This is a genomic window from Bradyrhizobium sp. PMVTL-01 (assembly GCF_051861855.1).
GTDB lineage: Bacteria > Pseudomonadota > Alphaproteobacteria > Rhizobiales > Xanthobacteraceae > Bradyrhizobium.
On sequence record NZ_CP193982.1, the window covers coordinates 2,722,633 to 2,748,387 of the forward strand.

Sequence of the window (25,755 nt, forward strand, 5' to 3'; positions counted from 1 at the left end):
TCAGCGCAACTGCGCGATCAGTTCACGCGCGCTGCGCATGTCGGCGATCTCGGCACCCTCCGTCAATGATCCGGCGGCGTTCTCCAGAACGGCCAGAGCGTCCGTGTTCCGGCCGGTCGCGCCCATCAGCCGCGCGAGGCTGGTCGCGCAGCGCAGCTCCCAGAAACGTGCGCCCTGCTGGACTGCGATGCCCATGGCCTCGCGAAAATGCGCTTCCGCGTCGCCCGAATGCTTTGCGCTCCGGCGCATCAGTTCTCCCTTGATGCGGGTCAGCTCCGGCAGATACCAGAGCTCCTGCCGGTCGTGGCAGCGGGTCAAGACGTCCTCGATCACGTCGAGGCCGCGGTCGACCTGGTCGGCCCCGCCAAAGCACGCCGCAAGCTCGCCAAGTAGTGGAAGGAAGCGCGGCAGGAAGCGCGCATCGCCGGCGCGGTTGAGCTCCTCGCGCAGCAGCGGCAGGCCGCTCGCGACGTTGCCGCGCCTGGCGATCACCGCCGCATTGAAGGCCCGCGCCCACAATCCCCACAGCCGGATCGCGTGCCGCTCGGTGTGATCGAGCAGCTCGGTGCCGTGGCGTTCCGCAGCGTCGAAATCGCCGGCCCAGAAGGCGATCGGGCAGGCGGCCTGTCCCAGCACGCTGCAGAAGGTCAGGGCGTGACCGTTGGCGCGGCCCTCCTCGATGTTTCTGGCGGCGAGCGCCTGCGCCTGGTCGGCAAGGCCCTGCAGCCACAGGATGCGCGCGCGGAAATATTGCGTGGATATTCTCAGATCGAGCGGGAAGATCTTGGGCTTCTCCGCCAGCACATGCAGCGACGCGTGCACCCGGTCGATGCGCAGCCGCGCGTCGTTCTGTTCGCCGAGATAATGTAGCGCGACGGCCGTCAGCCGGTCGCCCAGCATCACGTCGGTCCTGTCGGGAGAGTTCGCCGCCGCGTCCGCAAAGCGATCGGCGAATGCACGGGCCTTGCCGAACTGTCCGTTGTTGAACTGATCGATGCACAGGCCCCAGAGAGCGCGCAGCCGGAAATCCTTGTCGTCGAGCCTGTCGGCGAGCTCGAGCGTCGTCTCCAGGATCGGGCGCGCCTCGCGCGCGCGGCCCTCGCCATACATCAGCGACCAGCCGAGTGCCGACAGGAGCTGCATGCGGATACGGTCTTCGCCGGCGTCGCCGAGCGCCGCGAGTGCGGTCTTGCTTCGTTCGCGACATTCGGCGAACAGGGAAAGCCGCACCCACAGCGTGACCGCGGCCGCCGTCAGCGCGATTCCCAGCTCGGTGTCGCCCTCGGGCGCGAAAGCCCAGTCGAGCGCTGTGCGCACATTATCCAGCTCCGCACCATAGATGCCGAGCCATTCGGGCAGCGGTGTCGATGTGTCGGCCTCCGCATGCGCGAAGAGATCGCGAAAATACTCGGCATGGCGGCGTGCGAACTGCCTGGTTTCGCCGAGCGCGCTGAGCTTTCCGTGCGCGTAGGCCCGCGTGGTGTCGAGCAGGCGATAGCGCAACGTCCGCGCACCGCACGGCGAGATCAGCGACTTGGTGACCAGGCTGTCGATGGCCTCCAGCGTTTCCGATGCGCTGAGGCCGTCACCGGATGCAACCGCGGCAGCCGCCTCCGGCGCGAAAGGCCCGGCGAATACGGAGAGCCGGCGCAGGGTCGCGCTCTCGGCCTCAGGCAGCAGGTCGTAGCTCCAGTCGAGCGCGGCGGCGAGCGTCTGGTGCCGCGGCACGGCCGTGCGCCGGCCGCGCCATTGCAGCGAGAAGCGGCTGTCGAGCAGCGAGGCGGTGCCGGCGATGCCGTAGGCATTGACCCGCCCCGCCGCGAGCTCGATCGCGAGCGCAATGCCGTCGAGGCGCCGGCAGATGCTCGCGACCAGAGGCGCTTCCTCCGCACCGAGCTGGAACGGGCCGGAGCTCTGCGCGATGCGCTCGACGAAGAGCTGGGCGGCGGGATAGGCGAGGACCTCGGCGACAGCGAGCCCTTCGCGCTCGGGCGGACAATCCAGCGGGAACAGCCGGAAGATGCGCTCGCCTTCGCTGCGGAACGATTCGCGGGTGGTTGCGAGAACGCGAAGCTGCGGCGCCTCGCGCACGATGTGCTCGACCAGCGGGGCCAGATTGTCCAGCACGTGCTCGCAGCTGTCGAGGATCAGCAGGGCCGGCCCAACCTTGAGGAACGTCAGCAGGGCCGGCGTCGGATCCTCCGCGCTGATGGTCAGGCCGAGCGCGGAGGCAATGGTGGTTGCGACGTGGGTGGCATCCCGGAGCGGGCCGAAATCGACGAAGAAGACGCGCCCGGGCAAATCGGGCGAGCGGCGGTGCCCGACGGCGATGGCGACGGCGGTCTTGCCGATGCCGCCCGGGCCGACCAGCGTCATGAAGCGATGGAGCGAGAGTCCGTTCGATATCTTTTCGACGACCTCCTCCCGTCCGACCATCTTCGAGATCGGCGCGGGAAGCGCGCGGGGAGGCAGGATGTCGATGGTCGGCTGCGCGGCGGGCGCGGCCGGCGGGGCGAGCGAGGCGACGAAACAATAGCCGCGGCCGGGCACATTGACGACGTAGCGTGCCGACTTGCCGGTATCGCCGAGCGCTTTGCGCAGCGCTGCGACATGGAAGCGCAGGCTGCCCTCGTCGACATTGACGTCGGCCCAGATGCGCTTGACGAGCTCTCTCTTGTCGACGACTTCACCAGGCCGCTCGGCCAGGAAAATGAGGATGTCGAGCGCGCGGCCGCCCACATGGAGCGGCACGCCCTCCTTCTCCAAGAGCCGGGACCTGGGAAACAGTCGAAATGGCCCAAATGAAATGGACGAGTCTTCGCTACGATCTGGCACGCGCCATTGCCCCCGCGACGGGAGTCAGAAGGTATTTCTTCGTGGTCTATCAGAACGGACCACTGGCCGAAAGCAGTGGGCAGGGCCGGCAGCCCTGCATGGGCCGCGTGGGTCGGCCGTCTTCCGAAATATTGTTTTAAAAGTAGCGGGTTAGAGCACACGACATGGCGGTGACGCCACCGCCTAATCCAGACGGAGCATTGACCTCGGTCGCCGGTTGCTGCGATGGGATCCGGTATCCGGTCTCGTCTCGGTCCGTAACCAATCGCTTCCGGAATTCGGGCATGTCTTCCTTCTCGCGGCGACAGATCGTCCATGCATTGTCGGGCGCAGCCGCGCTTGCGGCGATTCCGCGCATCGGGCACGGCGCCGATTATCCCTCCCGTCCCATTCGCCTGGTCATTCCCTATGGGGCAGGCGGATCCGGCGACCAGATCGGGCGTCCCTGGGCGGAGAAGATGTCGTCGCTGCTTGGACCCGTCTTCATCGAAAACATCACCGGTGCGGGCGGCGCGATCGGGACAGGAGCGGTCGCGCGCGAGAAGCCCGACGGTTACTCGCTGCTGCTCGGAAACGACAGCACGCAGGCGGCCATTCCGCTGCTAGCGAAAAATCCATCCTATGCGATGGACGATTTCCGCGCCATCTGCCGCCTCATCACCAGCGCGCTGGTTTTCGTCGTCCATCCGGCGGTGCCCGTCACAAATCTGCGGGAGCTGATTGCCTACGCGAAGGCCAATCCGGGAAAGCTGTCCTACGGGACACCCGGTAACGGCAGCGGAAATCATCTCGTCGGTGAAGCCTTCAAGCTGCAGGCGGGCGGGCTCGACATCGTCCATGTCCCGTATCGGGGCATCGCGCAGGCCAGCAACGACCTCCTCGCCGGCCAGATCCCCCTCATCATTGCCGTGATGTCGGCGCAATTGCAGCAGTGGCGGGAGGCCGGCAAGATCCGGATGATCGCGGTCGCCACCGCGAAGCGGCTGAGCGTGGCTCCCGATATCCCGACCGCCATCGAATCCGGCATGCCTGAACTCCGCTATGACGGCTGGTTCGGCCTGTTCGCACCCCGGCAGACCGAGGATGCGATCATCGACCGGATCGCGCAGGCGTCGCGCATGGCGATGGCGGACGAGGCGATGCAGGCCAATTACCGTGCCGAGGGTATGGAGCCGGACAGCGATTCGAAGCCGGCCGAATTCCAGCGCCTCGTCGAGGCGACGTCGGCGAGCCTGGCGGGCATGATCAAATCGATCGGGCTGGAGAGGTTTTGAGATCACAGCATGATCGGGACCCGGAGGACAGGGTTAGCGAAAAGTGTGAAGCGGTTTTCCGAAAGGATCACGCTCAAGCAATAACCTAGAGGGCGATGACGATTCATCCCAATCTCATCGCGCTTTGGTCACGCCGCGGGTGACGATGCTGGCCGGTCGTATCTGCCGTCCCCGGTGTGCCTCCTCGCCGCACGTGGCGCGCGTCACGGCCGACGCGCGCCAAGTGCGTCGCGAGGGTCGAGCTCGACCCGAACCGGCCTCGGCGCAAGGGGCGTCGCGTGGTCCTCGATACCGGAATGATTGTCAAGACCTGCGCCTCGTTGAGCATGCGACGTGCGCGGATCACCTTGTCCCGCTGGCATGGAAAGGCGCCAAGATCGGCGTGAGGGATGCCGCGAGCGCCGCGAAGAGTCGTGAGTGCATGATCCCCAGGAGCACGAAGCCCACCGGCTGTGGGCGGTCAAGCAGCAGAGCAAGGAAGCCCCGCCGTCGAAGGATCAGCGCGATTTTCGCTTGCGGCGTGTTTGTTCGCGGCTGAGCCGTTTGGCGTTGGCCGCCACCTTCCTTCGATACTGCGCAACAATCTTGTCTGCGGAGGCTCCGGCCATCAGGCTTGTACCGGCCTTCGCCGCAGCAAACATCTTTTCAGTGACCATGCGCTGGGCTTCGCGTTGCGCCGCTTTGCCGCCTCGCATCAGCTTCGTGATCCGCAGTCCGATTACGCGGTTGGTTTCCAGTCCCAGCAACATCCAGTTCCACATGACGTTTGGCCCTCAACTGGCATTCAGTCGCATCTGCTGACTGTAGCACAGGTTCGGGTTTTTCCGCGATGCGCCAAACAGCCTGAGCTATTGCCGAATAGCGATGTGAAATCCGGGATGTCTGTCATCGCTACGGGTATGGCAGCTATACAAAACAGATTTCCAAGAGAGAACATCGCAAGCAAGCAGAGCGTTTTGTTCCTTCGGGACCATTTTCTCGGGCAGATGGAGAAGTCGGAACGTCAAGCGAAACGCGAAGAAAACGCCGCCCAGAAACGAAACCGGGCGGCGCTTCAAAATAACTTTCCGACCGGATCAAAGTCGGTGCCTTGAGCTTCCCCTTCATAACCCGGTCAAACTCAGCTCCGAAGGCGTGTCTGTGATTTGAACTAGAATGCGACGTTTGCGCCGTTGTCGTGCATTTGTGAAAATCTGACGAGCCTCGCGTACGCCCGCGTGGACAGACATTGGCGGATGTCGGATAATGCGCCGCAGAATTGCAGGACGCTGTGGCCTGCACTTGGACTGCCACAGAAGGACTAGCCGATGACACAGGCAGGCGCCTACGGAAAGAGGCTCGGGCAATTCCTGCGCTTGAAGGACGCGCCGCCCGTGCTGGTCGCTCGCTCGCTGCGTAGTGCCGAGCTCGCGGTCACCGAGACCCGAAACGACCATCCGGAGCGCGGCCTGTCCGGCTCTCTGGCCGCGGAGGATGCCTTCCTGGTCAGCCTGAAGCTGCACGATTACCCGGATTGCGAGCTCTGGGAGCGCGGCAAATCCGTCGCGAAGGCAGACGTTCGCGCCGGTACGACCTACCTCTATGACCTCAAGCGCGATCCGCGCTACGTGATCGACAAGCCGTTCCATTCGCTGTTCTTCTATATTCCACGCTCGGCGCTCGACAGCATCGCCGATCAGAGTCATGTACCGCGGGTCGATGATCTCGACTGCGAGGTCGGTGTCGGGCATGATGACGGAATCATCCGCCACATCGGCGCGTCACTGCAGGAAGGGCTGCGCAGGCCGGACGAGGCCAATCAGCTCTTCATCGACCACATGATGCTCGGGCTCACCGCCCACGTCGCCCGGGCCTATGGCGGGCTGCAGCGTAAGTCCGCGCCCGCGCGCGGCGGTCTTGCGCCCTGGCAGGCGAAGCGCGCGTGCGAGTGGCTGGAGTCGGACCTCGGCGGCAAGCTCTCGCTGCAGGAGGTTGCGGCCGAGCTCGATCTCTCGGTCAGCCATTTCTCGCGCGCATTTCGAATCTCGGTCGGCATGCCGCCGCACCAATGGCTGCTGCATCAGCGCGTCAAGGCAGCCAAGCAGTTGATGGGCGTCCGCGACCTGCCGCTGTCGGAGATCGCGATCTCGGCCGGCTTCGCCAACCAGAGCCACTTCACACGCGTGTTCTCCTCGATCGCCGGCGTTAGTCCCGCAGCGTGGCGCCGCGAGGCGCCCGGCACTTCCGGCAGCGAGGCATGAAGCCGACGCCTCCGTCCCCAGCGGCGTTTCGCGAGAGAGATGGTGTAGGCGGCGCGCCGCGCCGCAAAGATCTCGTCGGGCGGGGGACCGATGCCATCGGAGAGATTGGCTGGGTTGAAGATGGAGCCGTCGCAGGCCTGGTTGGGCTCGAAGCCGGTGATCACGATCGTGCCGAGGCGCACTTACTCGCGATCATCTTCATCGGGCCAGCGCGTGTGACGTCCAGGGTGGGATCGCCGGGCCGATCTAGCAGCGCCATCACGTTGAAGCGGACAGTGCCTGCGGCGATCCGCTTGCCGAGATCGTCGTGCAGGAAGTCGGCCGGCTTTGCCTTGGCGTCGTCCTCGCTCAGCGTGATCTCGCCGCCGGCCGGAACGACCTTGAGCTTGATGAAGCGCGTCTCGCCGTGCTCGTTCGTGGCGGAAAGGCGTGTACGCCCCAATAAGTCGTGCCGGCAAAACTTCCGGGTAGCGCACGCGCGGCGATATAGTTCGCCTGGTTGAGCGTCTCAGGGTTGGCCGCCGAGAAAGCCTTCACCTTCGCCATATCAGGGTGCCATCCGGCCCCGGGATGCGCGCTTTGAGGAAAGCCAGCATCTGATCGAGCGTTCGCGCAAAATGCACGGGCGCGCTCTCGGCGAGGATATCCGAGCGGTGATCGTAGGCGCCGAGCTTGAAGCTGAAGCCGCGCAGCACGAGATTGTTGGTGTCGGCGACGGCGGGATTGCCGCCGCCGACCGAGAAGCGTGCCAGCACGCGCGATGGTTTCGTGCCCTTGGCGAAGCTGGCGCGGACCTTTGGCGGGTTGCCGGCGACGGCTTTGAGGGCGTCGACGATGGATGCGGGCGTTGCGGCGGGGACATTGGACATGCGAGCCTTCTCGCGTTGGGCGGGCAGGCTAGAGCGGTTCACGGATTTATTGAATCGGAGGGGATTCCGGGTCTGGGACGAATATGATTCAAGATGCTGGCTGGGCTGGAGGCCAGCATCCGATGGTCCGACCAATTTCCAACGATTTGCGTAAGCGTGCGGTATCCGCTGTTGCCAAAGGTGAGAGCTGCCGATCTGTGGCGGAACGGTTTGGCGTTGCTGTCTCGTCAGTTGTGAAGTGGTCACAGCGTTATCGAACGACCGGCTCGGTAGCGCCTGGCAAGATGGGTGGTCACCGCAAGCCTGTGCTTGATCCGCACCGCGCCTTCATCGTCGAGCGGATCACTCAGACGCCGCACCTGACGCTGCATGGTCTGAAGGCGGAACTGGCAGCCCGTGGGGTCAAGGTCTCACACAATGCGGTCTGGCTGTTCCTGCGCCGGGAAGGGCTGCGGTTCAAAAAAAACACTGTTCGCCCTCGAACAGGCTCGCGCCGACGTCTCTCGTAGGCGCTTGCGTTGGCGAGCCTGGCAGGCCGGGCTCGATCCGGGCCGGCTCGTCTTCATCGATGAGACCTGGATCAAGACCAACATGGCCCCTTTGCGAGGCTGGGGACCCAAAGGGGCGCGCCTGCGCGGCTTCGCTCCGCACGGTCACTGGCGTACCCTCACATTCCTCGGCGCGCTCCGCCATGACCAACTCACGGCACCCTGCGTCTTCGATGGCCCGATCAACGGTGAATGCTTCCGTGGTTACGTAAAGCACATTCTCCTGCCAACCCTGCGTGAAGGCGACATCGTCATTCTCGACAATCTCGGAAGCCATAAGTCGAAAGCCGTCAGGCAAATGATCAAGGCTGCTGGCGCCAGACTCTGGTACCTGCCGCCATACTCGCCCGACCTCAACCCAATCGAACAGGCCTTCTCCAAGATCAAACACTGGATGCGGCAAGCTCAGAAGCGCTCAATCGAGGAGACTTGGCGCCATATCGGTCACCTCGTCCAAGACATCCAGCCTCGCGAATGCGCCAACTACTTCGCCAGCGCCGGTTATGCTTCAATCAAAATGTGAAACGCTCTAGGTGGTGCGCGAAACGGTGTCTTGCCCAAACCGATCGTGCCTTGCACGATCCCGCTCAAAGCGCGTGCAAGGTGGAACGAATGTGATCGGTTGCCGTTCTGTCGGCGCGATGCGGAGGACTGCCTCCGGCTACCCGCTCAAGATGCGCCGGCAGGCATCGACGAAGACCTGCGCGCCGGTGATGATATCAGCATCGGCCGTGTTCTCGGTCCAGTGATGACTGATGCCGCCGATCGACGGCACGAACAGCATGCCGGCCGGCATGACGGTCGCGAGCATCTGCGCATCGTGGCCGGCGCCGCTGGGCATGCGGACGGATCGGCCGCCGGCAACGGCCTTGCTCGCAGCTTCGATCGCGTCCTGAATACCTGCGTTCATCATGGCAGGTGCGCCGGTGCGGATTTTCTCCACGTTGACAGTGCAGGGGCCCTTGGCACTGGCCTCGTCCGCCATCGAGCGCAGCAACTGCTCCAGCCGTTCGATGACCGCCGGATTATCGTCGCGGATCTGGAACAGCATTTCGGCACCGCCCGGAATGATACTCGGCGCGCCCGGCTCGAGCGTGATGCGGCCGGTCGTCCAGACCGTGCGCGGACCGCAGCTATCAGGAAAACGTTCGTCGATCGCGACGCAGAACTTCGCCAGCGCGAGACCGGCGTCCTTCCGAACGGCCATGCGAGTGGTGCCGGCGTGGTTCTGCTCGCCGCTGAAATTGATTCGGTATTGCCAGATGCCGACGATCGAGGTCACGACGCCAATCGCAAGATGGCCGCTTTCGAGCGTGTCGCCTTGCTCGATATGCGCCTCCAGATACCCGACGTGCCGGCGCGGCTCGACGGCGACACGCGCGCGCCCCGACAGACCCATCTCGGCGAGGGCATCGCGCATGGCGCGCCCGCTGGTGCGATCGCGCGCGGCGTCGATTTCAGCCTCCGTCACTTGTCCCACATAGGAGCGCGAGCCGAGGAAGCTGCCAAAATGTCCTTCCTCGTCGCACCAGGCCGCGACTTCGACGGCGCCCTTCACGGAGGGATCGGCATTGAGCACGCGGGCGGCTTCGAGCGCATAGATCACGCCGAGCGGGCCATCGAGCCAGCCGGCGTAGTTCTGGCTCTCCAGATGCGAGCCCGCCAGCAGCTTCGGCCCGGGCTTCGTGCTGGTACCATAGACGTTGCCGATGCCGTCGATCGTTGCGGACAGGTCAGCGTCGGGCAGTTTTCGTACCAGCCAATCCAGCGATTGCCTGTGCGGCTCGGAAAAGGTTGGCTTGTGCACGCCGGTCTTGTAGGCGCCGATGGCGCGCAGCGCATTGAGGTCGGCCAGGACGCGATTCCCGTCGGCGCGGGGCTGAGTATCAGGCATGTTCGGCAACCTTCAACGCCTCGGTGCGGATCTCCTCGACCAGCCGCTCCTTGAGCTGCACGAATTCGGGCGTGGTCTTGATCTTGTACGAGCGCGGATGCGGCAGGTCCACGGTAATCTCGGCCTTGATGCGGCCGGGACGTGCGCTCATGACGATGACGCGGCTGCCGAGGAAGATCGCCTCTTCGATGTCGTGGGTCACGAACAGCACCGTCTTCTGGTCGCGCTCCCAGATCCCGAGCAGCATCTCCTGCATCAGGGCGCGGGTCTGATTGTCCAGCGCGCCGAAGGGCTCGTCCAGCAGCAGGATTTTCGGATCATTGGCGAGCGCGCGTGCGATCGCCGTGCGCTGCTGCATGCCACCGGAGAGCTGCTTGGGCCAATGGTTCTCGAAGCCGGACAATCCGACCTGGCGGATGAAGGCATCCGCGATCTTGTTTCGCTCCGCCTCGGATGCGCCGCGCTCGCGCAGGCCAAAGGCGATGTTCTCGCGCACGGTCAGCCAGGGAAACAGCGTGTAGGACTGGAACACCATGCCGCGGTCGGCGCCGGGGCCGGTCACCTCGCGCCCGTCGAGCGTGACGCGTCCGCCGGTTGGACGGTCGAGGCCCGCAACGATGCGCAGCAGCGTGGACTTGCCGCAGCCTGACGGGCCGAGAATGGTGACGAAGTCGTTGTTGCCGATGGTGAGGTCGGTCGGCTCCAGCGCCCTGGTCGGCGCGTTGCCGTGGCGTGCGGGGAAGGTGCGCGAGACCTGTTCGATCTTGAGAAGGGTCATGCGAGCTTCCACGGAAACAGCCAGGCGTTGAACGCCTTGAACAGGAAGTCGGAGACGAGGCCGATAAGTCCGATCACGATGATGCCGAAGATGATCTGGCCCGTGTTGAGCAGGGCCTGGCTGTCGGTGATCATGTGGCCGATGCCCGAGGACGAGCCGATCAGCTCGGCGACGATGACATAGGTCCACGCCCAGCCCAGCACCAACCGGAGGATCTCCGCAATCTCGGGAGCGGAGGAGGGCAGCAACACGCGGCGGATGATGCCGCGGTCCTTGGCGCCCAGCGTGTAGGCCGCCTCGACCAGGTCGCGCCGCGTGGCGCCGACGGTCACCGCAACCATCAGGATGACCTGGAACACCGAGCCGATGAAGATGACGAGCAGCTTCTGCAACTCGCCGATGCCGGCCCACAGGATCAGAAGCGGGATGAAGGCGGAGGCGGGCAGATAGCGCGCAAAGGACACGAAAGGTTCGAGGAACGCTTCGACCGGCTTGTAGGCGCCCATCAGCACGCCGAGCGGCACTGCGATGATCGCCGCGAGCGCAAAGCCGCCGACGACGCGCCAGATCGTCATGCCGATGTCGAACAGGAAGCCCTGCTTGGCGAGCAAGTCATAACCTTCCTGCACCATGGTCAGCGGGTTGGCGAGAAAGGTCTTCGACACATGGCCGCCGAAGGTCGCCCAGGACCAGAGGGCAACGAACAGCACGAAGAACGCGAGGCCAAAGGCCAAGCGCTGCCTCGATGTCACGGGATCCAGGGGACGCATCAAACTGTCTATCCAGGTGGTCGATCAGGCGCCGGTCCCGCCTCGAGGCGGGACCGGCAGCTCGTTGAAGCTTACTTGATGAAGCTGGCGTCGTAGAGGTCTTCGACCTTCGGCGCGGACTTGATGATGCCGATCTCGAGCAGGAGCTCGGCGGCCTCCTTGTTGAAGGTCAGGAAATCGCCGGCGAAGAACTTTTGGTTCGCGGCCTTGTCCTGCCAGCGCAGGTACTTTGCCGAGTTGCCGAACTGCTCGCCGTTCTGCTTCACGTCCGCGCCCATGATCTCATAGGCCTTGGCCTGATCCTTCGCGATCACGTCGAGCGCCTCGAAATAACTGTCGGCGAGCGCCTGCGCGGCCTTCGGATTCTCGCTCAGGAACTTCGGCGTGCAGCCAAACGTGTCCATCACGATCGGGTAGTCCAGCGTGGTCGCGATGATCTTGCCCTTGTCGGGCGCGGCGCGCACGGTCGACAGATAGGGCTCATAGGTCATCGCGGCGTCGTTCTGGCCGGAGACGAAGGCTTGCGCTGCGGCAGCCGGCTCGAGGTTGACGACGGTCACGTCCTTCGTGGAGAGGCCGTTCTTCTTGAGCATCCAGGCCAAGGCGAAATAGGGCGACGTGCCGGGCGCGGACGCCGCGACCGTCTTGCCCTTGAGGTCCTTGATCGCGGCGATGTCGTTGCGCACGGCCATGCCGTCGGCGCCATAGCTCTTGTCGAGCTGGAAGATCTGCTTGGTGGCGACGCCATTGGCGTTCCAGGAGATCCAGGTCTCGACCGTGGTGGCCGCGCACTGGATGTCGCCGGACGCGATCGCAAGGTGGCGGTCCTTCTGCGGGATCTTCTTGATCGTGACGTCGAGGCCGTTCTTCTTGAAGATGCCGGCTTCCTTGGCCAGCGTCAGCGGCGCGAAGCCGGTCCACCCGGAGATGCCGACGCCGACCTTGACCTCGTCGGCGAGCACCGGCGTGGCTGCCGCAAGTGCAATGATTGTCGTAAAAATTGTCGAACTACGCATGATTGTCGTCCTCTTGCCGATCGATGGATTGACGTCCTGTTGATCCCTATTGGTCCATGTAGACCGTTGTCGGAAGCATTGCACGAATTGTGCCGACATTCTCCTCTCAGCCTCCCTTGAATCGTGCGACGAGGCGGTGAGTGTCACCGGGATAAAGCAGCCGCACCGCGGTGATGGTGCGGGCGCTGCGCCAGGTGTAGCGGTCGATCACGAGGCAGGGCGCGCCGACGGCGATGTCGAGCGCTTCCGCCGTGCGATCGTCCGCAACGATCGCGCTGATCGTATGCTCGGCCTCGGTCCATGGGACATGGTGAAGCAGCCAGGAGCCGGGCGGCTCGCGGGAGAAATCAGCGGTCGCGGCATTCGGTACGGATGAGAGGTCGATCAGCCTGTCCTCGACCGCGAACGGTACCTTGTCGGCGCTATGGCGGCAGGTGATCGCGACCACCTTGCCGGCCTTCTTGACGCCGAGACGGTCGCGGTCGGCAGCGGTCGCCGCGCGCAGCTTGCGGCCGATCAGCTCGTAGCCGTAAGCGCGGCCGAGCGTGGTGATCTCGGCGCGGATGTCGGCGATCTTGAGCACCGCCGACTGATGCTGCGGCCGGCGCACGAACGAGCCGGCGCGCCGCCGCCGCTCGATAAGGCCCGCCTGGGCGAGTTCCGACAGCGCTTTGTTGACGGTCATGCGCGAGCAGCCGTAGCGCGCGACCAGCTCGTGCTCGAAGGGAATGCGATGCCCGGGCGGCCATCCGCCGGTCAGGATGCGCTTTTCGATATCGGCGCGGATGCGCTTGTAGAGCGTCGGCTTGTCCGCCGCTTCTGTAGCGAGGCTCATGCGACGAGCCTCCGCACCGCTGCCTTGAAGCGTTCGCGCGCGGCCTGGCGCAGCCTGTGCCGCCCGCCTTCGACCACCTTGTTGCCGCCGGCCCAGACGCAATCGATCGCAGCGCCGCCCGCGGCAAAGATCCAGCCGTCGATGACAGCGTCATGCGTACGCCCTGCAAGCGAGGGATGCGCGGCGTCGAGCGTGACGATGTCGGCGCGCGCTCCGGGCGCGAGGCCGACGGTCTGCTGCGCCAGCGCCCGCGCGCCGCCGGCAAGCGCATCGTCGAACAGTGAGCGTCCGGTCGAGCGGCCCGCGCCGCCGGAGAGGACGTTGCGCTGGCGGTGCTTGAGCCGCTGGCCGTATTCAAGCTGGCGCATTTCGTCGGCTGCGCCGATCAGCACGTTGGAATCGGTGCCGACACCGAAGAGGCCGCCAGCGTCTAGAAACTCGCGCGCCAAAAAGATGCCGTCGCCGAGGCTCGCTTCCGTGATCGGACAGAGGCCGGCGACCGCGCCGGTCTTCGCGAATGCCGTCACTTCCTCATCCGTCATGTGGGTCGCGTGAATGAGACACCAGCGCTGATCGATGGGGGCGTGTTCCAGCAGCCATTGCACCGGGCGACGGCCTGACCAGGCAAGGCAATCCTCGACTTCCTTGACCTGCTCGGCGGCGTGAATGTGCACCGGCCCGCCGTTCGCAAGCGGAATGATCGAGGTCAGCTCGTCCGGTGCCACCGCCCGCAAGCTGTGTGGCGCGATGCCGATATTGGCGCCCGGCAAATTTCCGATGGCGTTGCGTGAGGCAGCCACCAGCGCGGCGAATTGATCGACCGTGCAGATGAAGCGGCGCTGGCCGGCATGCGGCGCCGCGCCTCCAAAAGAGCCATGCGCATAAAAACTCGGCAGCAGCGTCAACGCAATGCCGGAGGCCTCGGCGGCCTGCGCGATCTTCGCGGCCATCTCGGCGATATCGGCATAGGGCGAACCGTCGCGGTCGTGATGCAGATAGTGGAATTCGCCGACGCGGGTAAAACCCTGCTCCAGCATCTCGACATAGAGCAGCGTCGCAACGGCCGCGACGTCGTCGGGCGTCATTGCCAGCGCAAAGCGATACATCGTCTCGCGCCAGGTCCAGAAAGTGTCGGTACTGTCACCGCGCAGCTCGGCAAGTCCCGCCATGCCGCGCTGGAAGGCGTGGCTGTGCAGGCTCGCAAGTCCCGGAAGCCCGATCGCGTGGCGCTCGTCGCCGGCAGCTGGCGCCACGCCGGCTGTCACCGCCGCGATCGACCGGGCGGCGACGACCACCTGCACGTCATTGGCCCAGCCCGAGGGCAGGAGCGCGGAGGCAAAATGCAGTCGGGACATGATGACACGCCGGCTGGACAGAACCGGCTTACGATTATATGTCTAGACATATAAGTCAAGCATCCCCACGCCGAATGGATACCCGCATGGCAGAGCGCTTCGACCGGATCTGGCACAATGCCCGCCTCGCCACGATGCGGGCCGATCGGCCCGATCTCGGCGAGATGGAGCATGGTGTCGTTGCCGCGCGCGGCGGCCACATCGCCTATGCGGGCTCGAAGGCGGATTTCCCGGTTGATGCGGAGGCGATCGATCGGATCGATTGCGAAGGGCGCTGGATCACGCCGGGTCTCGTCGACTGCCACACCCATCTCGTCTATGGCGGCAACCGCGCGCATGAATTCGAGCTGCGCCTCAAGGGGGCAAGCTATGAGGAGATCGCACGCGCCGGCGGCGGCATCGTCTCGACGGTTGCGGCGACGCGCGAAGCGAGCGAAGCCGAACTCGTCTCAAGCGCGCTGTCGCGGCTCGATACGTTGATCAGCGAGGGCGCAACCACGGTCGAGATCAAATCCGGCTACGGCCTCGATGTTGAAACCGAGATGCGGCAACTCTCCGCAGCGCGCAGCCTCGGCGGTCAGCGGCCGGTCGCGATCCGCACCTCCTTCCTCGGGGCGCATGCGCTGCCGTTGGAAGCCGATGGCGACAAGGATCGTTACATCGATCTCGTCTGCAAGGAGATGCTTCCGGCTGTCGCAAAAGCCGGCCTTGCCGATGCGGTCGACGCCTTCATGGAAGGGATCGCGTTCTCGGCCGAACAGACCGCGCGGGTGTTCGAGGCCGCGAGAGGGTTTGGGTTGCCGGTGAAGCTGCATGCCGATCAGCTGTCGAACCTCGGTGGTGCCGCGCTCGCTGCAAAATTCTCGGCGCTGTCCGCCGATCACCTCGAGCATACGGACGAGGCCGGGGCGGCTGCGATGGCGAAGGCGGGCACGGCAGCTGTGCTGCTGCCCGGCGCCTTCTACTTCATTCGCGAGACGCAGAAGCCCCCGGTCGAGGCATTCCGCAAGCACGGCGTTCCGATGGCGCTCGCGACCGACTGCAATCCCGGCAGCTCACCGCTGACATCGCTGCTGCTCGCGATGAACATGGGGGCAACGCTGTTCCGGATGAAGGTGGCCGAGTGCCTCGCCGGCGTCACCCGTGAAGGCGCGCGTGCGCTCGGCGTGCTGGATCAGACCGGCACGCTGGAAGCGGGGAAGTGGTGCGATCTCGCGATCTGGGACATCGAGCGGCCCGCCGAGCTAGTCTACCGCATCGGCTTCAATCCGCTGCATCGGCGGGTATGGAGGGCGCAGTGACGGAGCAGGGCGCGCCGATCGTCGTCAAGCCGGGCGCAGTGAGCCTCGACGATCTCGTGCGCGTGCTCGCAGGCGCCCCTGTCGTCCTCGATCCGTCGTTCTGGCCGCGTGTCGAGGCGGCTGCGCGGATCGTTGCGCGGGCCGCGCAGGCCGACGCCCCCGTCTATGGCATCAACACCGGCTTCGGGAAGCTCGCCTCGAAGCGCATTCCGCCGGACCAGACCGCGCTGCTGCAGCGCAATCTCATCGTCTCGCATTGCTGCGGCGTCGGCCCGGCGACGCCGGAGCCGATCGTTCGCCTGATGATCGCGTTGAAGATCGTCTCGCTCGGGCGCGGTGCCTCCGGAGTGCGGCGCGAGGTGATCGAGCAATTGCAGGCCATGTTGGCGCAGGGCGTCTATCCGCTGGTGCCGCAGCAGGGCTCGGTCGGTGCCTCCGGCGATCTTGCGCCGCTTGCGCATATGACCGCGGTGATGATCGGCGAGGGACAGGCGATCGTCGACGGCAAAACCGTATCGGGCAGCGAGGCGCTCGCTGCCGCCGGTCTCGCGCCGCTGACCCTGGGGCCCAAGGAAGGCCTCGCGCTGATCAACGGCACGCAGTTCTCGACCGCCTACGCCATATCGGGCGTGCTGCGTGCATTTCGCCTCGCTCGCGCCGCGCTCGTCACCGGTGCGCTGTCGGTCGATGCGGCGATGGCCTCGACGGCGCCGTTCCGCCCCGAGATCCAGGCGCTGCGTGGCCATGCCGGGCAGATCGCCGCGGCCGCGACGCTGACGGCGCTGCTCGACGGCAGCGACATCCGACTGTCGCATCTCGAAGGCGACGAACGCGTGCAGGATCCCTATTGCCTGCGCTGTCAGCCGCAGGTCGCGGGCGCAGCGCTCGACCTGGTCACGCAGGCCGCGCGCATGCTGACCGTCGAGGCCAATGCCGTCACCGACAATCCGCTGGTGCTGGTCGAGACCGGCGAGATCGTCTCCGGCGGCAATTTCCACGCCGAGCCGGTCGCCTTCGCTGCCGATGCGATCGCGCTGGCGCTGTCGGAGGTCGGCGCGATCAGCGAGAGGCGGATCGCGACGCTGGTCGATCCTGCGCTGAATTTCGGCCTGCCGCCGTTCCTCACCCCCGATCCCGGCCTCAATTCCGGCTTCATGATTGCCGAGGTGGCGGCGGCCGCGCTCTATGCCGAGAACAAGCAGCGCGCAGCTGCCTGCTCAATCGATTCTACGCCGACCAGCGCCAATCAGGAAGACCATGTCTCGATGGCCGCGCATGCCGCGCGGCGCTTGTCCGATATGGCCGACAATCTCGCCGCGATTCTCGGCATCGAGCTTCTGGTCGCAGCCCAAGGCATCACCCTGCGCGCGCCGCATGCGACCAGCGCGCCGCTGGTCGCAGTCATCGCCGCGTTGCGCGAGCAGGTGCCGGCGCTCGGCGCCGATCGCTACATGGCGGGCGATCTCGCCAAGGCCGCCGCCCTGATCGAAGCCGATGTGCTGCCGGCCGTGGCGATTGCTTCGCTTCCAACCGACCCGTTTCCGCGACTTGACTGAGAGGTCCACATGAACCGCCGACTGGACAATGACCGCACCATTCGTGCTCCCCGCGGCAGCGAGATCAGCGCCAGGAGCTGGCTGACGGAAGCCCCGCTGCGTATGCTGATGAACAATCTCGACCCTGACGTCGCGGAGCGCCCGAGCGAGCTTGTGGTCTATGGCGGCATCGGCCGCGCCGCGCGCGACTGGGAGAGCTTTGACCGGATCACGGCTGCCTTGCGCCAGCTCGAGGGCGACCAGACGCTGCTGGTGCAGTCCGGCAAGCCGGTGGGCGTGTTCCGCACCCATCCCGATGCGCCGCGCGTCCTGATCGCGAACTCCAACATCGTGCCGCATTGGGCGACGCTCGATCATTTCAACGAACTCGATCGCCAGGGCCTGATGATGTACGGCCAGATGACGGCGGGCTCGTGGATCTATATCGGCAGCCAGGGCATCGTGCAGGGCACCTACGAGACATTTGTCGAAGTCGGCCGTCGCCATTATGGCGGCAGCCTCGCCGGCAAATGGATTCTCACCGCCGGCCTCGGCGGCATGGGCGGCGCGCAGCCGCTGGCGGCGACCATGGCCGGCGCGTCGATGCTCGCCGTCGAATGCCAGCCGAGCCGCCTCGAGATGCGGTTGCGCACCGGCTATCTCGACCGGCAGGCCGCAACGCTCGATGACGCGTTGGCGATCATGGCGGACTCCGCAAAGACGAGGAAGGCGGTCTCGGTCGGCCTGCTCGGCAATGCTGCGGAAATTTTTCCGGAGCTGGTGCGCCGCGGCGTCAAGCCCGACATTGTCACGGACCAGACCAGCGCGCATGATCCGATCAACGGGTACCTGCCGAAGGACTGGACGCTTGCCGAATGGGAAGCCAAGCGCGCCTCGGATCCGAAGTCGGTCGAGCGTGCGTCGAAAATGTCGATGGTCGAGCACGTCCAGGCCATGCTGGATTTCCATGCACAGGGCATTCCGACGCTCGACTACGGCAACAACATCCGCCAGATGGCGCAGGACATGGGCCTGAAGAACGCGTTCGATTTCCCCGGCTTCGTTCCCGCCTATATCCGTCCCCTGTTCTGTCGTGGCGTCGGGCCGTTCCGCTGGGCCGCGCTGTCGGGCGATGCCGAGGACATCTTCAAGACCGACGCCAAGGTGAAAGAGCTGATGCCCGACGACAAGCATCTGCACAACTGGCTCGACATGGCCAAGGAGCGCATCAAGTTCCAGGGCCTGCCGGCGCGGATCTGCTGGGTCGGTCTCGGCGATCGCCATCGCCTCGGCCTTGCGTTCAACGAGATGGTGGCGCGTGGCGAGTTGAGGGCGCCGATCGTGATCGGCCGCGATCATCTCGACAGCGGTTCGGTGGCGAGCCCCAACCGCGAGACCGAGGCGATGAAAGACGGGTCGGACGCCGTGTCGGATTGGCCCTTGCTCAACGCGCTGCTCAATTGCGCCAGCGGCGCGACCTGGGTCTCGCTGCACCATGGCGGCGGCGTCGGCATCGGCTATTCGCAGCATGCCGGCATGGTGATCGTCGCGGACGGCACGCCGGAAGCGGCGAGGCGCATTGAGCGCGTGCTTTGGAACGATCCCGCCAGCGGCGTCATGCGCCATGCCGACGCGGGTTACGACATTGCGATCGAATGCGCCCGTGAGAAGGGGCTCGATCTGCCGAGCCTGTCGAAGTAGCCGCGCCTCAGGCCACGATCTTGGCGCCGGCGCCACCGAGTCGCTGGCCTTCGTTCCGAGGCGGCGCAGGCTGTCGAACTGGGCGCGCGTCTCGACGCCCTCGACGACGCAGGGTCGATCTTGATCTTGTCGAGCGGTAGCCGGTGCCGAAATCGTCCAGCGAAATGCCGCTGACGTTTGAGGGCAACTGCCTTGTGTCCGCAACAACTCATGGGCCGCGCGGGAATATCGGCGCGTTTGGTGTCAGCGGAGCGAGAGCCTATCGGCCGATCGTCACGCCGGCGGTCGAGCGCATGGCGTCCCGCAGGCTCGTCGCCTTCATGTCGTCGAGGACTTCTCGCGTCAGCACGGTGGTCTGGCCAGGCGTATTGAGGATCGTCTCGCCACGCGAGGACGAGAGCCGGTCGGCCTTGTAGGGCGTTGCGGGATCGACGGCGGATGCCGCTGTCGGCGCGTGACGCGGCCGCTTGCTGGACGCTGCAAAAGCTCCTTGCGAGAAGCAGAGGGCCGCGATGACGATCAATCGCAACGATGTAGCGGGCATGCGATCTCGCATAGCGGGGACGTCAGCCTAGCATATGGGGCGCATCGTTCGCAGAGAAAAGGATCAGGCGAGAGCGGCCTGGCGTTCCCGCACGGGTTCACGGACCCGGTCCGGAACCCGCGGCTCGGCGAGGCGGGTGAAGCTGCGATGGCCGGCGTGCGCGGGCGCCTCGACGATGACGCCCTCGCACACGATCTGTCCGCCGAGTATTTTGAATTCCAGCTTGTCATAGCGCGGCATGGTCTCGCCGGCCGCGGGCGGCAGCAACTCGATGCTGCCCTGGATGTTCAGCGTGGCATTGCCGGCGCCGTGAAGCCGCGGATTCCACATCCGGATCCCGGTCTCGGCCCAGCGCTGTCGGATCAGCGCGGCACGATCGGCTGGTTCGGCAGGCTTGGCGCGAACTTTCGGGGCGCTGCGGGCCTCGGGCGCTGGAGACGCGAAGACCGGCTCCGGCGCGATGTCCGTGACGACGTTGGGCGTGTCGTCGGAAGAACTCTCAGTGGTGGCTGCGACGACGATCGGCGCAGGATCGTTCGCCGGGATCATCTCGATCTCGATCTCGACGCTGGAGGTCGCCGCGCTGTCGATGTAGCTCTCGAAGACGTCCTCCACCGGGACTTCGCTGCCGCCAAGCGCGACGCCGGGGGCGCCTGCAACGGCGCGCTCGACGTCAGCGGGAATGCCCGGGGCGTGAGCGCCGTTGAGGCTGAGGGCGTCAACCGGCGCGATCGCGACGTCCAGGGAGACGACCTCGGTCTCCTCCGCGACGACGGGCTCGATGTCGGCCGGAAACTGGGGGGACGGATCGCTGCTGATAGCAATGGGCTCGGCGTCGGCCGATTCATTTTCGGCTTCGACAGATGCGGCCGCGGCCGTCTCGCCGGGCGCAACGTCACGCGAAGCTGTCGCCGGCGGAGCGTTGTCGATGATGAACTCGGGAACATCTGTCGGTCCGGGCGCGACGTCGACCGGCGAGATTGCAGCCTCCGCCGCGACGACCGGTTCGCCTTCCCTCGGCGTCTCCCGGGATGAATCCTCGGTGACACTCACATCAGCCGGCGCGGCCGACGGGCCCTCCGCGAGGACAGAGATCGCGGTTTCGTCCGCGGCTGCGTCACCGGGCAGCGGATCGGTGCTGATGCTGATGTTCGGAGCGGGCGCAGTTTCTGCCGCGTCGACGACGAGAGCTGACGAGTCGTTCGCGGTAATCGGGGTGGCGTCGATGCCGCCGCCGTGCGGCGCGGGCCGAAGCCGGGTCAACGCCCATTTCACCGCAGGAATACGGTGCAGCAACGATATCAGTCTCGAAAGCACTGGGAGTTGTCCAAGAGGTACTCGGCGTGAGGCAATCGCTGATTCGTCAGCAATGTGAAAAACTGCCCCGGCCGTCACACTGATGTCAATGTAGGTGGGACTAATTGCAGAACATACGCGCGTCGTCGCGCGTGATCGACGGCTAGCCTCTGATTCGACTCTGCGGCGTAGCGCTCTACAGCCGAGGGATTTTGCCTTGTCGTGGAAGGGACGCCCGCTCCCTCCCACGATAGCGGCTACTTTCCGGAGCCTGCGCCACCGCCGGCCTGCGTGGAGGGGCCGTTCCAAGCTCGGGCGTGGCGCGCCGGAGCAATGTGAGTTGCGCCGAACGTGGGGGTTCCCTGTGGTGCGCTCTCGAAGTTAGGCTGGAACTCTCCGGGCACCTGGCGTGAGAACGTGGCATGAAAAGGATAGTCGCCATTGGAGCAGTTCTGCTCTGGTCCACCATCACCTTTGCGCAGAATCGCACCATCACGGTGGCTTCGACGACGTCGACGGAACAGTCGGGTTTGTTCGGCCATCTGCTGCCGCTGTTCTCGAAGGCCGAGGGTATTGACGTGAAGGTCGTTGCCGTCGGCACCGGCCAGGCGTTGGACATCGGGCGGCGCGGTGACGCCGACGTGGTGCTTGTCCATGACAGATCCGCCGAAGACAAGTTCATGTCCGAAGGGCAGGGCGTGAAGCGCTTCGACGTGATGTACAACGACTTCGTCATCATCGGCCCGAAAAGCGATCCGGCGCAGATTTCCGGCAGCAAGGACGTCACCGATGCGCTGCGCAGGATCGCGGCGGCAAAGGCGCCGTTCGTCTCGCGCGGCGACAAATCCGGCACCCACGCAGCCGAGCTCAGATTGTGGAAAGAGGCGGGCGTCGACGTCGGTGCCGGCAAGGACAGCTGGTATCGCGAGATCGGCCAGGGCATGGGTCCTGCGCTGAACATGGCGTCATCCTCGAACGCCTATCTGCTGTCGGATCGCGGCACCTGGCTGTCGTTCAGGAATCGCGGTGAGCTCGCCGTTCTCAACGAGGGCGACAAGCGGCTCTTCAACCAGTACGGCGTCATGCTGGTCAATCCGGCCAAGCATCCGAACGTGAAGGCGCAGGATGGGCAGGCCTTCATCGATTGGCTGGTGTCTCCGAAGGGACAGCAGGCGATTGCCGGCTACAAGCTCGGCGGCGAGCAGCTATTTTTCCCCAACGCGGCCAACTAGCAAAAACGCGACGGTCGACACCGCCACGCTGAGTGCGAGCAGGATCAGCCCGAGACCCAGCGCCAGCGGCAGGTCTCCCTTGCTTGTCTCGAGCGCGATCGCGGTGGTCATCGTTCGCGTGAAGCCGCGGATGTTGCCGCCGACGATGATGATGGCGCCGACCTCCGCGATGGCGCGTCCGAAGGCGGCGAGGAAGGCCGTCAGCAGCGAGGTCCGTCCCAGCGCGAACAGCAGCGCCATGCTGCGCAAGGCCGACAGACCGTCGATCCGCGCCAGATCGCCATACTCCGCCCAGAGCAGGCTCGCCGGGCGGTGCACCAGCGCCACCACGATCGGCGTGGCGAGCAGCGTCTGCGCGATCACCATGGCGGTGGGTGTGAACAATAGACCGGCCGCTGCGAGCGGGCCGGACCGCGACAGCAGCAGATAGAGCGCGAGCCCGACCACGACCGGCGGCAGGCCGAGCAGCGCATTGGTCAGCACGATGATGACCTGCCGTCCGTGGAAACGGCTGATCGCAAGCAGGGCGCCAAAAGGTGCGCCGATCAGGAGAGCGACGAGGCTGGCGGTCAGGCTGACGCGGACAGACAATGCGACGATGCCCAGCAGCTCGGCGTCGGCATGGCCGATCAGAGCGAAGGCGGCGCCGGCGGATTGCGCGAAGTCGTTCATCCGCGCCTGAACTTCGGGTTTCGGCCGTATGCCTCCGGGCCATCGATGTCGAGGTCGCAAAAGCGCGTCACGGGCTGGTCCCCTGCAAGTGCGTCACTGAATTATATCAACCCGCGCAGCTCGTCGATCAGGCGGCCGCACTGCTCATCCGGTCCGACAGTGATGCGCAGGAAGTCCTCGATGCGCGGCTTCTTGAAGTGCCGGACCAGCACGCCGCGCTGACGAAGTGCGGCCGCGAGATCGGTGCCGCTCCGGCTGAGATGACGTGCGAACACGAAGTTCGCAAGCGAGGGCAATACCTCGAAGCCGAGTTGCCCGAGATCGCGCGTCAGCACGTCGCGTCTCTTGATGATACGGGCGCGGGCCTCGAGGAACCACGCCTCGTCCTCGATCGCAGCGATGGCGCCGGCGATGGCGAGGCAGTCGACGGGATAGGAGTTGAAGCTGTCCTTCACCCGCTCCAGCGCCTCGATCAGCGGCCGCTGGCCGATGGCAAATCCGACCCGCAAGCCCGCGAGCGAGCGCGATTTCGAGAAGGTCTGGATGACGAGCAGATTGTCGTGGCGCGCAACGAGCGGCACGGCGCTCTCGGCGCCGAAATCGACATAGGCCTCGTCCACCACTACCAGCCGGTTCGGATTCTCCGCAAGCAAGGCGGCGATCGCCTCGCGCGGAAGCGCGATGCCGGTGGGCGCATTCGGATTGCAGAGCAGGATCGCGCTCGATGACCGACTGTAGTCGGTGGTCTCGATTCTCATCGCGGCATCGAGCGGCACTTCCTCATGCGCAATGCCATAGAGGCGGCAATAGACCGGGTAGAAGCTGTAGGTGACATCAGGGAACAGAAGCGGCGCATCGTGCTTCAGGAGCGCCTGGAAGGTGTGGGCCAGAACCTCGTCCGACCCGTTGCCGACGAACACCTGTTCGGGCGCAACGTCGCTATGGGCCGCGATGGCCTCGCGCAGGCGGGTGGCGTGCGGATCGGGATAGAGGCGCAGCCGCTCGGCGGCCGATGCGATCGCCGCCAGCACGCGCGGCGAGGGCGGATAGGGATTCTCGTTGGTGTTGAGCTTGACGATTCCGTCCTGCTTCGGCTGCTCGCCCGGCACGTAGGGCGAAAGCGAGTGGACGACGGGACTCCAGAAGCGGCTCATGATCTCCAATCCGGGTTGATCCGGCACAGTAGGGGATGCGGGGCGTCGGCGGAAGGGCACTTGCCATCGGCATCCTCGGCGGATCCGCGCGAGCCTCATGGCCGGTGACGTTCCCCTGCGCGCGGCCTTCATGCTAGCCTCATCGCGCAAACGCAAGACCTGAAAAACAACAAGGAAGGCCGGCGCGGCCCAAGGCTGCGCACAAGAGCCGCAAAGAGAGGAACACATGCCGGGTGCAGCCCTTGTCAGAACTCCCTCCATTCCGACCGCGCCCGTGACGCCAGCCGTTCTCGACCGATTGCGAGCGATCGTCGGCGACAAGGGCCTGATCCTGGACGAGCACGACAAACGGCCGTTCGTGACCGACTGGCGCGGTGAGCTCGCAGGGCAGGCTGCAGCGGTCGTGCGACCGGCCAGCACCACGGAGGTCTCCGCGGTCGTCAAGCTCTGCCACGACAACGGTATCGCCATCGTGCCCCAGGGTGGCAACACGGGCCTGATGGGCGGTGCCACGCCGTGGCCTGCGCACCGCGGCATCCTGCTCTCTCTCGGCCGCATGAACCACGTGCTGCATGTCGATCCCGTCGGCTACACCATGACCGTGGAGGCGGGGTGTATCCTCCAGTCGCTTCAGGAGACGGCCGCGCGCCATGACCGCTTCTTTCCACTCAGCCTGGGTGCGCAGGGCTCGTGCATGATCGGAGGGAATCTCTCCACCAATGCGGGCGGCGTGCAGGTGCTGCGCTACGGCAATGCGCGCAATCTGGTGCTGGGCCTCGAGGTCGTCCTGGCCAATGGCGATGTCTGGGACGGGCTGCGTGCGCTCAAGAAGGACAACACCGGCTACGATCTCAAGCATCTGTTCATGGGCGCTGAAGGCACGCTGGGCATCATCACCAAGGCAGTGCTGAAGCTGTGGCCCGCGCCGAAAGACGTCTGCACGGCATGGCTCGCGATCCGCGATCCCAGCGCTGCGATCGAGCTCCTGTCGGAGGCGCATGCCGCCTCCGACGACAATGTCGGCTCCTGCGAGCTGATGAGCCGCGCTTGCATCGACATGGTGCTGCGGCATATTCCCGGTACCCAGGATCCTCTCAAGGCGGAGACCGACTGGTATCTCCTGCTCGAATGGTCGTCGGCACGCGCGCGGCAGGACGGCGGCGCGGGCATGTCGGACAGGATGGAGCAGTTCCTGGCCGATCAGCTCGAAGCAGGCCGCCTGCTCGATGCGGTGATCGCGCAAACCGAGACGCAGTCACGCAACATGTGGCGCATCCGCGAGGGCGTGGCCGAGGCCTCGCGCGCGGAAGGACCGGGCCTGAGCTACGACGTGTCGGTCGCGATCTCCCGGATTCCCGAATTCATCGACAAGGGCCTGAAGTCCGCGCTCGACATCCTGCCGACGATCCGCCCTTATCCGCTCGGCCACATCGGCGACGGCAATGTGCACTTCTCCTTCATGGGTCCGAAGGGCATGGATCGCACCACGCTCGGGCAGTATTCCCCGGCGATCACACGGGCCGTCAATGATCTCATCACGTCGATGGGCGGCTCGATCTCGGCCGAACACGGCATCGGCATCGAGAAGCTCGACGAGCTCGAGCACTATCGCTCCAGGACCGAGCTCGACATCATGCGCACGATCAAGCGGGCGCTCGACCCCAACAACATCATGAATCCGGGCAAGGTGCTGCATCTCGGGTGAGATGAGGACCGGCGTCACAGGCCGGCCGCCGGCCGGCGGCCATTGGACGCGGATGTGGTGCAAACCCGGGCAAAAGCAGGCTCCAGCGGTGCAAGATCGTGCCTTTTCGCCCCGTGCGAACGGCTTTATTCCCCCCGTGGATGCGCTAAGGAAGGGCAGGATCAGGTCGCAGGCGCCTCTTGGCGGTGCTAGACCCTGATG

Annotated in this window: 21 protein-coding genes and 1 pseudogene; 9 read left to right on the forward strand and 13 right to left on the reverse strand. The window is 65.4% G+C overall.

What is annotated here, in order from left to right; translation table 11 throughout:
- Complete coding sequence (locus ACRQ5Q_RS12315; protein ID WP_439398024.1) at positions 1-2,835, reverse strand: ATP-binding protein; 2,835 nt, start codon at positions 2,833-2,835, stop codon at positions 1-3.
- Between the two features lie 284 nt (positions 2,836-3,119).
- Between ACRQ5Q_RS12315 and ACRQ5Q_RS12320 the strand changes: the two genes are divergently transcribed.
- The gene (locus tag ACRQ5Q_RS12320; protein WP_439398026.1) at positions 3,120-4,109 is read left to right on the forward strand and encodes a Bug family tripartite tricarboxylate transporter substrate binding protein; all 990 of its coding nucleotides are present in this window, start codon (positions 3,120-3,122) and stop codon (positions 4,107-4,109) included.
- 497 nt (positions 4,110-4,606) lie between these two features.
- Here ACRQ5Q_RS12320 and ACRQ5Q_RS12325 read toward each other — a convergent pair whose 3' ends face one another.
- Positions 4,607-4,870 (reverse strand): hypothetical protein, encoded by a 264-nt coding sequence (locus ACRQ5Q_RS12325; RefSeq protein WP_439369775.1) that lies wholly within the window; start codon positions 4,868-4,870, stop codon positions 4,607-4,609.
- A gap of 117 nt (positions 4,871-4,987) precedes the next feature.
- Between ACRQ5Q_RS12325 and ACRQ5Q_RS12330 the strand changes: the two genes are divergently transcribed.
- On the forward strand, positions 4,988-5,203 hold the full coding sequence (locus ACRQ5Q_RS12330) for a hypothetical protein (RefSeq protein WP_439398028.1): 216 nt from the start codon (positions 4,988-4,990) through the stop codon (positions 5,201-5,203).
- 213 nt (positions 5,204-5,416) lie between these two features.
- Entirely contained in the window at positions 5,417-6,349 is a 933-nt protein-coding gene (locus tag ACRQ5Q_RS12335) for a helix-turn-helix domain-containing protein (protein ID WP_439369774.1), read from the forward strand.
- Positions 6,350-6,369: 20 nt separating this feature from the next.
- Here ACRQ5Q_RS12335 and ACRQ5Q_RS12340 read toward each other — a convergent pair.
- Positions 6,370-7,218 (reverse strand): annotated as a pseudogene (locus ACRQ5Q_RS12340) (catalase); the annotation flags it as partial.
- A gap of 122 nt (positions 7,219-7,340) precedes the next feature.
- On the opposite strand from ACRQ5Q_RS12340, the gene ACRQ5Q_RS12345 reads away from it, so the two are divergent.
- Positions 7,341-8,289, forward strand: a protein-coding gene (locus ACRQ5Q_RS12345) for an IS630 family transposase (protein ID WP_439368321.1) whose coding sequence is annotated in 2 segments (ribosomal slippage) — positions 7,341-7,676 and positions 7,678-8,289 — 948 coding nt in all. Because the reading frame shifts where the segments join, the coding sequence is not laid out codon by codon here.
- 138 nt (positions 8,290-8,427) lie between these two features.
- Here the strand turns inward: ACRQ5Q_RS12345 and ACRQ5Q_RS12350 are convergent.
- The 6 genes from ACRQ5Q_RS12350 to ACRQ5Q_RS12375 form a co-directional block, all read right to left on the reverse strand.
- A complete protein-coding gene (locus ACRQ5Q_RS12350) occupies positions 8,428-9,660 on the reverse strand; it encodes a Zn-dependent hydrolase (protein ID WP_439398030.1) in 1,233 nt (410 codons plus the stop codon).
- Entirely contained in the window at positions 9,653-10,438 is a 786-nt protein-coding gene (locus ACRQ5Q_RS12355; RefSeq protein WP_439369771.1) for an ABC transporter ATP-binding protein, read from the reverse strand. Before ACRQ5Q_RS12355 ends, ACRQ5Q_RS12350 begins: the two co-directional genes overlap by 8 nt.
- Positions 10,435-11,208 (reverse strand): ABC transporter permease, encoded by a 774-nt coding sequence (locus ACRQ5Q_RS12360; RefSeq protein WP_439399797.1) that lies wholly within the window; start codon positions 11,206-11,208, stop codon positions 10,435-10,437. Before ACRQ5Q_RS12360 ends, ACRQ5Q_RS12355 begins: the two co-directional genes overlap by 4 nt.
- A gap of 71 nt (positions 11,209-11,279) precedes the next feature.
- Complete coding sequence (locus ACRQ5Q_RS12365; protein ID WP_439369770.1) at positions 11,280-12,224, reverse strand: ABC transporter substrate-binding protein; 945 nt, start codon at positions 12,222-12,224, stop codon at positions 11,280-11,282.
- A gap of 106 nt (positions 12,225-12,330) precedes the next feature.
- Positions 12,331-13,059, reverse strand: a complete 729-nt coding sequence (gene hutC, locus ACRQ5Q_RS12370) for a histidine utilization repressor (RefSeq protein WP_439398032.1) — start codon at positions 13,057-13,059, stop codon at positions 12,331-12,333.
- On the reverse strand, positions 13,056-14,414 hold the full coding sequence (locus ACRQ5Q_RS12375) for a formimidoylglutamate deiminase (protein ID WP_439398034.1): 1,359 nt from the start codon (positions 14,412-14,414) through the stop codon (positions 13,056-13,058). The genes hutC and ACRQ5Q_RS12375 overlap by 4 nt, the downstream gene beginning before the upstream one ends.
- A gap of 86 nt (positions 14,415-14,500) precedes the next feature.
- Here ACRQ5Q_RS12375 and hutI point away from each other — a divergent pair, with 86 nt between their 5' ends.
- Genes hutI through hutU form a run of 3 tightly spaced genes read left to right on the forward strand, consistent with a single transcriptional unit; the run spans position 14,501 to position 18,951 of the window.
- Positions 14,501-15,715, forward strand: coding sequence for an imidazolonepropionase (gene hutI / locus ACRQ5Q_RS12380; protein ID WP_439369767.1), 1,215 nt, complete (start codon positions 14,501-14,503; stop codon positions 15,713-15,715).
- Positions 15,712-17,271 (forward strand): histidine ammonia-lyase, encoded by a 1,560-nt coding sequence (hutH, locus tag ACRQ5Q_RS12385; protein WP_439398035.1) that lies wholly within the window; start codon positions 15,712-15,714, stop codon positions 17,269-17,271. The genes hutI and hutH overlap by 4 nt, the downstream gene beginning before the upstream one ends.
- A 9-nt stretch (positions 17,272-17,280) precedes the next feature.
- Complete coding sequence (gene hutU / locus ACRQ5Q_RS12390; protein WP_439398036.1) at positions 17,281-18,951, forward strand: urocanate hydratase; 1,671 nt, start codon at positions 17,281-17,283, stop codon at positions 18,949-18,951.
- A 259-nt stretch (positions 18,952-19,210) separates the two neighbouring features.
- Here the strand turns inward: hutU and ACRQ5Q_RS12395 are convergent, their stop codons facing one another.
- Both ACRQ5Q_RS12395 and ACRQ5Q_RS12400 read right to left on the reverse strand, forming a co-directional pair.
- Positions 19,211-19,495 carry a TonB-dependent receptor plug domain-containing protein gene (locus tag ACRQ5Q_RS12395; protein WP_439398038.1) on the reverse strand — a complete coding sequence of 95 codons (285 nt, stop codon included), beginning with the start codon at positions 19,493-19,495 and terminating at the stop codon, positions 19,211-19,213.
- A gap of 63 nt (positions 19,496-19,558) precedes the next feature.
- Positions 19,559-20,791: a hypothetical protein gene (locus ACRQ5Q_RS12400; protein ID WP_439399799.1), complete on the reverse strand. Its 1,233-nt coding sequence runs from the start codon at positions 20,789-20,791 to the stop codon at positions 19,559-19,561.
- 422 nt (positions 20,792-21,213) lie between these two features.
- On the opposite strand from ACRQ5Q_RS12400, the gene ACRQ5Q_RS12405 reads away from it, so the two are divergent.
- Positions 21,214-22,023, forward strand: a complete 810-nt coding sequence (locus tag ACRQ5Q_RS12405; RefSeq protein ID WP_439369761.1) for a substrate-binding domain-containing protein — start codon at positions 21,214-21,216, stop codon at positions 22,021-22,023.
- On the opposite strand, the gene ACRQ5Q_RS12410 is transcribed toward ACRQ5Q_RS12405, so the two are convergent.
- The gene (locus ACRQ5Q_RS12410; RefSeq protein WP_439369759.1) at positions 21,997-22,695 is read right to left on the reverse strand and encodes an ABC transporter permease; all 699 of its coding nucleotides are present in this window, start codon (positions 22,693-22,695) and stop codon (positions 21,997-21,999) included. The genes ACRQ5Q_RS12405 and ACRQ5Q_RS12410 overlap by 27 nt on opposite strands.
- Positions 22,696-22,796: 101 nt before the next feature.
- Positions 22,797-23,849, reverse strand: a complete 1,053-nt coding sequence (gene hisC / locus ACRQ5Q_RS12415; RefSeq protein WP_439398040.1) for a histidinol-phosphate transaminase — start codon at positions 23,847-23,849, stop codon at positions 22,797-22,799.
- Between the two features lie 226 nt (positions 23,850-24,075).
- Between hisC and ACRQ5Q_RS12420 the strand changes: the two genes are divergently transcribed.
- Positions 24,076-25,554 carry an FAD-binding oxidoreductase gene (locus ACRQ5Q_RS12420; RefSeq protein WP_439369756.1) on the forward strand — a complete coding sequence of 493 codons (1,479 nt, stop codon included), beginning with the start codon at positions 24,076-24,078 and terminating at the stop codon, positions 25,552-25,554.
- Positions 25,555-25,755: the final 201 nt, after the last annotated feature.

What these genes read in the sequence shown, in the direction of transcription:
- hutC (WP_439398032.1), bottom strand. Translation starts at nt 13,059, where the DNA reads ATGAGCCTCGCTACAGAAGCGGCGGACAAGCCGACGCTCTACAAGCGC.
- ACRQ5Q_RS12375 (WP_439398034.1), bottom strand. Translation starts at nt 14,414, where the DNA reads ATGTCCCGACTGCATTTTGCCTCCGCGCTCCTGCCCTCGGGCTGGGCC.
- ACRQ5Q_RS12395 (WP_439398038.1), bottom strand. Translation starts at nt 19,495, where the DNA reads ATGCCCGCTACATCGTTGCGATTGATCGTCATCGCGGCCCTCTGCTTC.
- hutU (WP_439398036.1), top strand. Translation starts at nt 17,281, where the DNA reads ATGAACCGCCGACTGGACAATGACCGCACCATTCGTGCTCCCCGCGGC.
- ACRQ5Q_RS12365 (WP_439369770.1), bottom strand. Translation starts at nt 12,224, where the DNA reads ATGCGTAGTTCGACAATTTTTACGACAATCATTGCACTTGCGGCAGCC.
- ACRQ5Q_RS12350 (WP_439398030.1), bottom strand. Translation starts at nt 9,660, where the DNA reads ATGCCTGATACTCAGCCCCGCGCCGACGGGAATCGCGTCCTGGCCGAC.
- ACRQ5Q_RS12320 (WP_439398026.1), top strand. Translation starts at nt 3,120, where the DNA reads ATGTCTTCCTTCTCGCGGCGACAGATCGTCCATGCATTGTCGGGCGCA.
- ACRQ5Q_RS12325 (WP_439369775.1), bottom strand. Translation starts at nt 4,870, where the DNA reads ATGTGGAACTGGATGTTGCTGGGACTGGAAACCAACCGCGTAATCGGA.
- ACRQ5Q_RS12355 (WP_439369771.1), bottom strand. Translation starts at nt 10,438, where the DNA reads ATGACCCTTCTCAAGATCGAACAGGTCTCGCGCACCTTCCCCGCACGC.
- ACRQ5Q_RS12330 (WP_439398028.1), top strand. Translation starts at nt 4,988, where the DNA reads ATGTCTGTCATCGCTACGGGTATGGCAGCTATACAAAACAGATTTCCA.
- ACRQ5Q_RS12360 (WP_439399797.1), bottom strand. Translation starts at nt 11,208, where the DNA reads ATGCGTCCCCTGGATCCCGTGACATCGAGGCAGCGCTTGGCCTTTGGC.
- hisC (WP_439398040.1), bottom strand. Translation starts at nt 23,849, where the DNA reads ATGAGCCGCTTCTGGAGTCCCGTCGTCCACTCGCTTTCGCCCTACGTG.
- ACRQ5Q_RS12420 (WP_439369756.1), top strand. Translation starts at nt 24,076, where the DNA reads ATGCCGGGTGCAGCCCTTGTCAGAACTCCCTCCATTCCGACCGCGCCC.
- hutI (WP_439369767.1), top strand. Translation starts at nt 14,501, where the DNA reads ATGGCAGAGCGCTTCGACCGGATCTGGCACAATGCCCGCCTCGCCACG.
- ACRQ5Q_RS12410 (WP_439369759.1), bottom strand. Translation starts at nt 22,695, where the DNA reads ATGAACGACTTCGCGCAATCCGCCGGCGCCGCCTTCGCTCTGATCGGC.
- ACRQ5Q_RS12405 (WP_439369761.1), top strand. Translation starts at nt 21,214, where the DNA reads ATGAAAAGGATAGTCGCCATTGGAGCAGTTCTGCTCTGGTCCACCATC.
- ACRQ5Q_RS12335 (WP_439369774.1), top strand. Translation starts at nt 5,417, where the DNA reads ATGACACAGGCAGGCGCCTACGGAAAGAGGCTCGGGCAATTCCTGCGC.